Source organism: Pseudarthrobacter sp. ATCC 49987 (assembly GCF_009928425.1).
Classification (GTDB): domain Bacteria; phylum Actinomycetota; class Actinomycetes; order Actinomycetales; family Micrococcaceae; genus Arthrobacter.
Genome location: NZ_JAABNS010000003.1, coordinates 157,166 through 167,082 on the forward strand (window position 1 = coordinate 157,166; position 9,917 = coordinate 167,082).

General features: G+C 60.2%; 9 protein-coding genes and 1 pseudogene. 6 read left to right on the top strand and 4 right to left on the bottom strand.

Going from position 1 to position 9,917, the window contains the following annotated elements; genetic code table 11:
- Positions 1-55 precede the first annotated feature (55 nt).
- Positions 56-382 carry a helix-turn-helix domain-containing protein gene (locus GXK59_RS20330; protein ID WP_160669317.1) on the top strand — a complete coding sequence of 109 codons (327 nt, stop codon included), beginning with the start codon at positions 56-58 and terminating at the stop codon, positions 380-382.
- 267 nt (positions 383-649) lie between these two features.
- Here GXK59_RS20330 and GXK59_RS20335 read toward each other — a convergent pair whose 3' ends face one another.
- The 4 genes from GXK59_RS20335 to GXK59_RS20350 all read right to left on the bottom strand — a co-directional run bounded on the left by GXK59_RS20335 (position 650) and on the right by GXK59_RS20350 (position 3,353).
- A complete protein-coding gene (locus GXK59_RS20335) occupies positions 650-1,105 on the bottom strand; it encodes a hypothetical protein (RefSeq protein WP_160669318.1) in 456 nt (151 codons plus the stop codon).
- A 150-nt stretch (positions 1,106-1,255) separates the two neighbouring features.
- Positions 1,256-1,882 (bottom strand): phosphatase PAP2 family protein, encoded by a 627-nt coding sequence (locus GXK59_RS20340; RefSeq protein ID WP_160669319.1) that lies wholly within the window; start codon positions 1,880-1,882, stop codon positions 1,256-1,258.
- Positions 1,879-2,880 carry a hypothetical protein gene (locus GXK59_RS20345; protein WP_160669320.1) on the bottom strand — a complete coding sequence of 334 codons (1,002 nt, stop codon included), beginning with the start codon at positions 2,878-2,880 and terminating at the stop codon, positions 1,879-1,881. Before GXK59_RS20345 ends, GXK59_RS20340 begins: the two co-directional genes overlap by 4 nt.
- Complete coding sequence (locus GXK59_RS20350; protein WP_011689804.1) at positions 2,877-3,353, bottom strand: hypothetical protein; 477 nt, start codon at positions 3,351-3,353, stop codon at positions 2,877-2,879. Before GXK59_RS20350 ends, GXK59_RS20345 begins: the two co-directional genes overlap by 4 nt.
- An 865-nt stretch (positions 3,354-4,218) precedes the next feature.
- Between GXK59_RS20350 and GXK59_RS20355 the strand changes: the two genes are divergently transcribed.
- The 5 genes and pseudogenes from GXK59_RS20355 to GXK59_RS20375 all read left to right on the top strand — a co-directional run.
- The gene (locus GXK59_RS20355; RefSeq protein WP_237394037.1) at positions 4,219-5,835 is read left to right on the top strand and encodes a hypothetical protein; all 1,617 of its coding nucleotides are present in this window, start codon (positions 4,219-4,221) and stop codon (positions 5,833-5,835) included.
- A 602-nt stretch (positions 5,836-6,437) separates the two neighbouring features.
- Positions 6,438-7,208 (top strand): ParA family protein, encoded by a 771-nt coding sequence (locus GXK59_RS20360; RefSeq protein WP_160669322.1) that lies wholly within the window; start codon positions 6,438-6,440, stop codon positions 7,206-7,208.
- A complete protein-coding gene (locus tag GXK59_RS20365; protein WP_160669323.1) occupies positions 7,209-7,529 on the top strand; it encodes a hypothetical protein in 321 nt (106 codons plus the stop codon).
- 200 nt (positions 7,530-7,729) lie between these two features.
- Complete coding sequence (locus GXK59_RS20370; protein WP_160669353.1) at positions 7,730-8,077, top strand: TnpV protein; 348 nt, start codon at positions 7,730-7,732, stop codon at positions 8,075-8,077.
- Between the two features lie 329 nt (positions 8,078-8,406).
- Positions 8,407-9,917, top strand: a pseudogene (locus GXK59_RS20375) (helicase); the annotation flags it as partial.

Sequence of the window (9,917 nt, forward strand, 5' to 3'; positions counted from 1 at the left end):
CACCAAAAATATGTTGGTACTTCATGAGGGCGCGGCGGTGAGTGAGAATTGACGAATGCCCCGCATCTACAAGCCACTCCCCGGACAGCCGCAAGAGGCTGCAAAGGCTTTGAGTGTGTTCAACGCCAACACCCTGCGGGCGGCTGTTATCAGGGACCTGGCCCAGCATCTTGACGGCGACACGACGGGAAACATCGCCAAGCGCATTGGCGTGGACTACCGGCAGGTCTACACGCATATCAAGACACTTGAGGCCGAAGGGTTGGTCTCCGCTGCGGGCGAAGTCGGTGTCCGCAACGGGCAGCGCATTCATTACTCCATAGACCTGGGCAGGTTGCGGGAATGCGGCCTCGTCTACATGAGCTATCTGTCGGGAGAATAGGCTTCGAATGTCCCAGCGCTCGAGCATGAAGCCCACGCCGAGATTTCTTGAATCAAAGGCGGGAGCGCCGGGAGTTGGGCATTGGGGGGCGGCTTGAATGCACAGCTGAGGTGCGCATGCTGCGGGGGTGTAGCCCCTACTGCCCCCAAGCCTGTCGTAGGGGCTATGCCTTTGATGCCACTCAATGTGCATGGTCAGGCCGTAGTGGGCGCCTGGAGCATGTCATGCTCCAGAGTCTACTGAAAAAAATTCAGTAGTGAAAATTTTTCAGTTGGGCGGACTTTTTTTCTCGGGCCTGGGCGGAAGGTTTCGGAGAGCTTCTGTCACCGCACGAAGGGCATCGATGTTCACTTCTCCCAGAACCCGCGCGGCGAAGTGCTCTACCTCGGCAATGCGGTAGGCCTCTATCAGTCTGAGTTCGGCCTCCACGCGCTCCGGGATGGGCCCGCTGCGCTGAAGCAGGTAGTTCTCGTCAACGTCAAAAAAGTAAGCCAGTGCCTTCAATAGCTCCGGATCCCAGCGGTTATCAGGAGAGCCAGCCAGTAGCCGGTGCCAGCGCGTTCTTGTGAGCGTGAGCCCTTGTTCGGCCAGTCCCTGTCGAACGTCTTCGTACGTGAAACTGTCGGCGTCCTTGGCATGAACGATGTCCAGAAGAAGCTGGATTTTCGATGCGAGAACCTCTTTATCGCTGCGAGGATCTATGGGGTTGTCGTTCGAATTCACGCGTGATCCTGCTCCCGGCCAGCGAGGGCGGCCACATCCCGAAGGCAGCGCTCTGCCAGTGGTAGCGAAGTCACAGCCCTCCTTTTTAATTCCGTCATCGTTGAGGCCACTTGTAGACCTTGGCGGCTTCGTGGGATGCCACGTGAAAAATCAGCCGACAATGAGAGTATATGAGGCTCCGAATGCGACTACGCCCGTTATAAACCCGGCAATGACCTGAGGAGCTGAATGGTCCCGGAGATAAACCCTGGACCAGCAGACAAGCGGGGCCGCCACAACGAACGGAAGCCCCAGCCAGCCGAACATCAGCACAGCTGACACGGTCGCGCCGCCCAACGTCATTGCATGGCCCGATATCTTCCAGATCGGACTGACCAGAATGAGCGCCACAATCCCGCAGAGAATCCCGCCAATTAGCCCCCAGACTGGCTGGGGCGCGCCCATGAGCGAGAGGATTGCGCAGCCAAGCAGCGACGAGCCCAAGGTCCAGAGCATGACCGGGCGGCGTTGTTTCTTGTCTCCAACATGGTGGTCCGTCAACTGGCCCCTCTTGGCAAGCAACAGTACGACGGCAAACGGCACCAGGCAGATGAAAAGGGCAGCGATAATGCCCGACCAGATAGAGACCATCCACTGGTCACTCAGCAGAGAAGCCAAAATCAGCAGAAGGGACAAAACCAGAGGCGGCTGCGCAATCTCGGTTGCGGACCGGGCCACACGCCCGATGGCTGTGGAGGATCTCTCTGCGGTGGCTAGCGTCGCGGTTTCTGCTGTCACTGAGGTGCCTTTACCGGCAGCACAGATTCCAGAGAACCGACGCCGCCATCAAATCGGGCTTGGACTGCGTCTAGGACACGGCCGGCAAGCATGGGTGTGGATCGCTCCGAGAGAGCGACCTTGTGATCGCTGGAGCGTATGACGTACTCGTACAGGCGCACGGAGGGGTGCGTTGCATAGAAGCTGCTCACGATGGCCTCCAGCCAAGCCGTTCGGGAGAGTCCCCAATATGCTCTGCCCAGCGTGGCCGTAAGAAAGACTAAGGCTGCTCGGTCCCAAAGCTGCAGGCGGCGCCACACCTTAACCACCGGCGGAATGCCCAGCCCAAGAGAAGTCAGCAGAACCCCGCCGTAGAACAGCGGATTGAACAGGACGTACAGAACCTGGTGGAGAGACGAACCGCCCACATTGATATGCATGGCGGTCATGTAGGCGATCTCTTCGACCGAAGCTACTGCGACCAGAGCCATGCCGGATGCAACAACCCGCGAACTCACGCGGACGGGCAGGCTTTCCTGAGGCCGGAGGCAAATTCGAAGAACAGAAACGGTCAACAGCGTCAAAATGCCCATGTAGACGCTGGCATAGACGAAGACCGGCAGCTGCTCGACGTTTTCCGGCACGAAGCTCAAAGTCGTCGGAACGAACTCCTGGCACAGGAACGGAACGGTGATCGCGATGGCTCCAAGGCCAGCTGCCAAGGGTCGGTGGCTGAAGCGTGAACGGTAGCTCTCATCCGCAGAATAGGCGGCGAAGATTCCCTGTCGCACCAGCCAGACGGCGCTTGTGACACACAAATTGCGAACGAGGTGAAGAAAGTTTACGCCGCCCAAGGCCGCATCAATGGTTGCTTCAGGTACGACGACGCCCGTAAGAAAGAGGCCGAGGATCCCGATGCCGATCGCACCGGCAAATGCCGTTGAAGCGCCCCAGCGAGCTACAAAATAGAGGCGAAAGACAAATACCGCTGCCAGAATCCAGAACGCGGCAGCGATCATAGGCCAAACACTCGTTCGGCCTTCGTGGCTTCCTTCACGGGCGTAGCATGCAGAATCCGTGCCAGGCCGAAGGCCAAATTTTCGGCGGCAGCTTCCGCCTCGTCCAGGGGAACGTCCACTGCACGGCACATCCAACTGACACCGTTCCGTTTGCCAATACCGGAGAAGAAAGACCCCGAGATAAGTCCATCGAGAGGCTTCCCCTTATGGCCCAAAAGGATGTGGCTCAGTTCATGTAGCACGACGTGAACACTCCAAGCCTTGGCACCCCGCAGGTAACTGACGATGCCATGGCTCGGGGTATCGATCCAGTGGCCGGTGACGCCTTCCCCGAGGCTGTCCACTGTGCCCTCCTCGAAGACCAGAGGCTTGCCGTATTTTTCTTCAACCGCGGTCACGAGGTCGCCCAGATCCGGGTACGCCGGAAGGTTCAAGGTCTCGATGACGTCAGCGGTCAATGTGGCCTGTTCCATGTCCTACGGCTCCGGTAATCCACTGAAAAAATTTCAGTAATGTGTACTATGAAATCAGCGCCAGACGCGCCTTGGCAAGGAGCCACCCTACCAAGCTTCCGAAAACAGGCGCTGTCAAAGGAGTAAAAGGAACCCCCATGGCTCGAAGCCCTACATCAAAGCAACAGTAAGGGGAGGCTCATGACAACCTCCCTTCGGCGGCCTCGGGCGACACGCCGACCACCTTCCCACTTAATAGAATCTGATTCATGTTGTGTATAGAAAGTAACTTCGGTCCTGGGAGGGAAAGTGCCACAGCTAAGCAAGGGTGAGCGTCACGTAATCACGGCGCGTTTGCCCATCTCGGACGCCGAGAAACTTGCGGCCGTCGTAAACGCCACTAATGAAAGCCGCAGTGACCTCATCGCTAGGCTCGTGCATGCACACCTTAAAACCATCGATCTAGACCACCTCACTGGCCAGGAGGCTTTGCCTATCGCTAAGGCCAGTTAAAGACTGAAGGCCCGCTTTCGCGGGCCTTCAAAAGTATGCCGTTCAGATCCGAAATCTTGCCGGACGACGATCTGAACTTACCAAGCTCCCCGTGAGGGGCGCTCCATTTGCTGTACCCCGAAGGGACTAGCTGTTGTCTATGGTACCTGTACCTGCCGTGTCGTCAACAACGGACGCACCGCGCTCGGCGGGTCAAGTCACGCCCGATATGGCGTGGGCTCTCGCCCCATTGATCGCCGGCGTCCCGGTTTACCGCCTGGGACGTTGGATTGGCGGACGGTTCCAGTACCCGCGGCCGCAGAACCCGCCACGGATCACTGCTTCGGTGCCGACGCGGCCGGCGGCCGTCCTTATCCATGGTGCGGATGGCTCTGTGGCTTCGCTCTGCCTTGACCTGGATACCTCCAAAGCGCTGCAGGGCGTCGTCGATGACGACGCCCAACGGCTCGGGAACCTCTTGGAAAGTTGCGGTGTCCGCTACGTCGCTGACGTTTCTCCCAGCGGCGGGCGCCACCTCTACATCCCGCTCGCAGAAAGAGTGAGCGGCCCGGAGGCCCGGGAACTCGTCGAAGCCATGACGCTCCTCGCTCCGAGTCTCGATCCCAGTCCGCATCAGAACGTCACCGACGGCTGTATCCGGGTTCCGGGTTCGGCGCATAAGTCCGGCGGTCACCAGATCCTGGCCACTCCCCTGGCTACTGCCTATGACATCCTGCGCCGCCGTAATCCCGCCAGCGCTGTCGCTGCGCTCCGGCTGGCTCTGGCGCCGGAGGTCAGACGCGCCCGCGAGCTCAAAGACCGCGCCGCCAAGATGGTCGCCACCGCGACAGCGCACGGTATTTCCCCCGTTCCCTTCGGTGGGAGCCAGTCCCCCTTGCGGGCGCTGGCCCGTACCGGCCTGTACGACACGGCCAAGTACGCCAGCCCGTCAGAGGCCCGCATGGCGGTGCTGAACCACTTCGCCGCCTGTGGCTGGACCCTGGATCAGGTCCGCCTCGAGCTGGGCGGCCAGTTCCCCGGCCTCGCGGCCCTCTACGCCAACACCGACCGGCAGGAACGCCTGATCGACAAAGAGTGGGCCGAGGCCTGCCGGTGGATCCAAAAACGGGGAACCTCGCCAACAGGGAAAAGGACTACCCGTATTAACGACACAAGCCCCCCAAAACCCACAGGGGGGGCCAGCAGAACCAGCAGCAAGGCTGGCACACACCAGCTCGTGAACGATCTCGAAAATATCCTCTACGCAGTCTTAGATCACCGGCTGAAAGAACACGGCCGCGAGGGCCTTAGCCTGCGCCTGCTGCTCCGGGCGGTACTTGGCTACATGCGAACCATGGAGACCGATCTGTTGGACGTAGGCTGCCGTACTTTTGCCACCGCCATGGGCAAACACCATGGCACCATCGCCAGGCTCCTTCGGACGCTCGAACAAGCCTCAGATGGCATCCTGACTAAAGTCTCCGATGCCCGCGGCCGTAACGCTGATGCATACGTGATCCAGCTCCCCCGGCACTTTGAACAACTCGCCCGGGAACTCTCCTGGCGCAGCGGAAAAATCCATGGCATCCGCCCCGTTTTCCGGGCCCTGGGCGACGCCGCTGCCTTGGTCTACGAATCCATCGAACGCGGACGCCTCTCCCCCACCACGGCAGGAATCGTCCGGTCCACAGGACTCAGTCGCACAGCCGTAGAAACGGCCCTGGGCTCTATGACTAGCTACAACATGATCGAACGTCGGCACGGACAATGGGCAATTACGGCCGCAACCAGCCTTACCGCGCTGGCCCGCCGGCTCGGGGCGCTTGACGATGCAGCAGAGCAGATCCGCCGGCATCGAATGCAGCGCGCAGCCTGGCACGCATGGCTGGACAGGAACTTGGTACCTGAACTTGCAGAACACGAAGTAGAAGACGGCGAATCGGACCTCTACTGGATCCCTCCCTCAGAAAACGAACTGGACTGGTGTGGGACGCTGTGGCGAGTGGCCTGAAGCTCTGCACGATCATGGAACCTTTAACAAATACTGCCGGTATAAATTGGCTCGGCGGCAACGATGTTCTTTGTGCGGCGGAGCCTGACCCAGAACGCTGAGAGGATCAAGCTATGGCGGCGGAAACCATACATTTAAATAATTCTGTCATGACAGATTGACGGATTGATGCACGTCTATCAATCGGGCCTTGCAGGCTTTGAAGGAGCCACCGTTGCATCAAAGTCTTCAGATTTCAGGAGGGCGCGTCGGTCGATGCCAGAGGATGACCGTGGACTGCAGACCTGCACGAGGCATAGCGCGCGTAGCCTGGGAATTTTTTACTTTATAAATAATTCTGTCATGACAGATTGATAGATTGACGTACAACTATCAATCAGGCCTTGCAGGCTTTGAAGGAGCCCCCGTCGCATCAAAGTCTTCAGATTTCAGGAGGGCGCGTCGGTCGATGCCAGAGGATGACCGTGGACTGCAGACCTGCACGAGGCATAGCGCGCGTAGCCTGGAAATTTCTGTACTATATAAATAATTCTGTCATGACAGATTGATAGATTGACGTACATCTATCAATCTGTCAGTCTGTATTCAAACGAAGGAGCAATATGAAAGTGACTGCCATAGGCAACCGAAAGGGCGGGGTGGGCAAGACGTCAGTGACCCTCGGACTTGCCACCGGGCTCCGGCTGATCGGCAAGAAAGTTCTAGTCATCGATCTGGATCCCCAGGCCAACGTCACAGACGCGCTTGAGGGGGCTGGAGAGTTTGACATTTTTGACGTCCTCTACGGCGGGGAGGCCGGTACTCTCGGGCAAGCTATCACCAAGACCTCGTGGGCTGGCATTGACCTGATCCCGAGTTCCGAGTCGCTGGCGCGGCTGGAGTCCGAAAGCATAATGACTCCAGAGATGCGGCTCAAGGCTGCCGCTTGGGGTGCAGAGGAACTAGAAGAGTACGACCACGTCCTCATTGATTTGCCGCCGGCTCTCGGGAGGCTAACCCTGAATGGACTGATCTGGGCTGACCGAGTCTTGGTTGTGACCGAGCCGGCCGCATTCTCCGTCAAGGGAGTTACTGAATTCCTGGAAACAGTCAAGAAGGTGCAGTCGCTGCCTCACCTGAACCCTGCCCTGGAATTCATCGGCATCATCATCAACAAAACCAGCTCACCACTGACCGGCGAGCACGCGTTCCAGATCGGCGAACTGGAAGCGGAGTATGGCAGCGACGTGATGGATCCGCACCTGCCCCTTAGGACGGCGATGCAGGATTCCATCAGCAGTAGGGCGCCGCTGACAAAAATCAACAGCAGGGGAGCGGCCATCATGACAGAGAAGTTTGTCGCCCACGCACGGTACTTGGATGGGGAGAAGTAGATGGCCGTCGATAGAAAGTCATCCATTCGAAAGGCGCCAGCCGCCGATGTTGTTGATGTCCTAACGTCTAGAGCGGAAGCACCATCGTTGAGGCCTGATGTGCAGCCCGTTGTCGAAGCGCGGTCGGCCCAGGCAAATCTCGAGCCTGTTGGTACGAGGGGGCCGGGCCCGGGCCGGCCGAGAGGCAAGAGAAGGATGGAGCCGTTTTCATCCAAGATCGAGATCGGCCTCCGCGACGAAATGGATGCTTACATCGAGGAATACGGAATCACGATTACAGACTTCCTTGATGAAGCGATACGAGATCGTCTAAAAAAATAATTCCGTCTAGACAGAATTATCAACCCAAGGTCGCCGCGCTGCCGATCCGCGCATCGTGGAAGGCAATGCACCTTCAACTCGACTACCGTGAATACTGAAATATTTTCAGTAGAGGGGGTCGGTCATGGCAGGGCGTAAGAAGCAAGTAGATGGTCAGCTGAGCTTTGAGGCTCTGTGGGCGGCACCAGAGGAGGATCGTGATGAACAAGTACGGCAGGCAGGCTCAGGAAGCCTGGAAGGCAGCAAGTCCGACGCGCTACAGCCAGATCCAGGACCCGGAGGACTTCTTCACCAAGCTGGGGGAGGAAGCCCAGGCACAGGTGGACGGGCTGCTGCTGAAGACCGCGGGACCGGACCCGCAGGGGGAGGGCTATCTGGAGAAGGTCGGCCGGTTGAACGCGGCACGGAACCAGGCCGAGGAAATCGTCCGTTACGAACTGCTCTCGCCACCGGAGACGGCGGACGAGGAGGACGAGTACGTGAACCCGAGTATCCAGGAACACCTGGAGTTTATGGCCGAGGTGCAGAAGCTCAGGGAACAACTCTAGCCACCGATCCCGACAGGTTCCGCCCCTCATCCCAAGACGACCTGGCACCATCGGGTGCCCGCAGCCGCATCCGGGCGAACCTAGCAGCCCTTGAAGTACTGCGGACGCTGCAGAGCGGGAACCGCCAGGCCACGGAGGCCGAGAAAGCGTCACTGGCACGGTGGGGGAGTTGGGGAGCCCAGGGCGTCTTCCAAATCTTCGATGAGTCCCGCGAGGAATACGCGGGAGACCGTGAGCATCTTCGCAGCCTCCTGAGCGAGGTCGAATACGATGCGGCCCGCAGGACAACGATCAACGCCCACTACACGGACGCCGCCTACGTGCAGGCCATGTGGTCCACCGTCCAGGAGCTTGGCTTCACCGGGGGCACTGTCCTGGAACCGGGATCCGGTGTGGGAACCTTCATGGGCTTCGCCCCGGACGCCGCCGAGATGACCGGTGTGGAGCTGGATCCGACCACCGCGGCCATCTCCCAGGCCCTTTACCCCGAGGCCACCGTCCGCGCTGAGTCCTTTGCCGATACCAAGCTGCCGACCGGGCACTTCGACCTGGCTATCGGCAATGTGCCGTTTGCGAACGTCACCCTGCACGATCCCCGCCACAACGCCGGCGGCCACTCAATCCACAACCACTTCATCCTCAAGTCCCTGGAACTGACCCGCCCGGACGGCATGGTCGCGGTGCTGACGTCCAGCTTCACCCTGGACGGAACGGACCCCTCAGCCCGCCGGGAAATGAACCAGCTGGCTGACCTCGTGGGCGCCGTCCGGCTGCCCACCGGCTCACACCGCAAGGCAGCCGGCACCGATGCCATGACGGACCTGCTGATCTTCCGCCGCCGGGAAACCCGGCAGGAACCGGCCTCCACCCTCTGGGAAACCGTCACCGCCCGCCAGATCGACGGGACCATTACCCGCCTGAACTCCTACTTCGATGAATACCCCGAACGCCTCCTTGGCGAGCTGCACGTCAGCCACGCCATGTACGGGGCCGAAACCCTGCAGCTGACCACCGATGATCTTTCGACCGTCCCGGACCGCCTGAACGCAGCGCTGGCCGACGTCGTACGCGAGGCCCGGACCGCCGGGATGGTGATGACCGGGCGGACCGCTGACCAGGAACGCCAGCGGGCGGCCTATGTTCCGGCGGCCGCCCACGAGTGGGACGGCCACATCAGCGCCGCCGACAACGGCTTCACCGTTGTCGAGAAAGGCTCACACACCGAACTCGCCGTGCCCAAGACCCAGGCCGCTGAACTCCGGGCTCTGCTGGGGCTGCGCGACCGCGCCCGGCAGCTGCTCACCGCAGAGGCCGAAAGCCGCGAGGACACCGCCGGCATTGACGGACTCCGTGAGGACCTGAAGAGCGCCTACGACCGGTACGCGGAAACCTACGGGCCGATCAACCGCTACACGCTCCGGAACACAGGGCGCGTGGATGAAGAGACGCAGGAGCCCATCCAGGCCCGCATGACGCCCAAGGCAGTCACTATCGTCTCCCGGGACCCGTTCGGTCCTTTGGTGATGGCGTTGGAAAACTTCGATGAAGCCACGCAGACCGCTTCACCGGCTGCCCTGCTTTCGACCCGTCAGGTCCAACCGCGCCGACCGGTCCTTGGCGTGGACACCGCAGAAGAAGCGCTCACCGTCACCCTCGACACCGTGGGCGAGGTTGACCTGGACTATGCAGCGTCCCTGTTGGGCATCAGCGCTGCTGACGCCCGGGCCGCCCTGGGGGAGAGCATCTACCAGATCCCCGGCGCCGAAGAGACTTTCCAGACCCGGGCCGAATACCTGTCCGGGAACGTGCGGGAGAAGCTGGAAGTGGCCCAGGCGGCCGC

Excerpts from the sequence above, each read along its gene's own strand:
- GXK59_RS20330 (WP_160669317.1), top strand. The coding sequence starts at position 56 with ATGCCCCGCATCTACAAGCCACTCCCCGGACAGCCGCAAGAGGCTGCA.
- GXK59_RS20345 (WP_160669320.1), bottom strand. The coding sequence starts at position 2,880 with ATGATCGCTGCCGCGTTCTGGATTCTGGCAGCGGTATTTGTCTTTCGC.
- GXK59_RS20350 (WP_011689804.1), bottom strand. The coding sequence starts at position 3,353 with ATGGAACAGGCCACATTGACCGCTGACGTCATCGAGACCTTGAACCTT.
- GXK59_RS20360 (WP_160669322.1), top strand. The coding sequence starts at position 6,438 with ATGAAAGTGACTGCCATAGGCAACCGAAAGGGCGGGGTGGGCAAGACG.
- GXK59_RS20365 (WP_160669323.1), top strand. The coding sequence starts at position 7,209 with ATGGCCGTCGATAGAAAGTCATCCATTCGAAAGGCGCCAGCCGCCGAT.
- GXK59_RS20370 (WP_160669353.1), top strand. The coding sequence starts at position 7,730 with ATGAACAAGTACGGCAGGCAGGCTCAGGAAGCCTGGAAGGCAGCAAGT.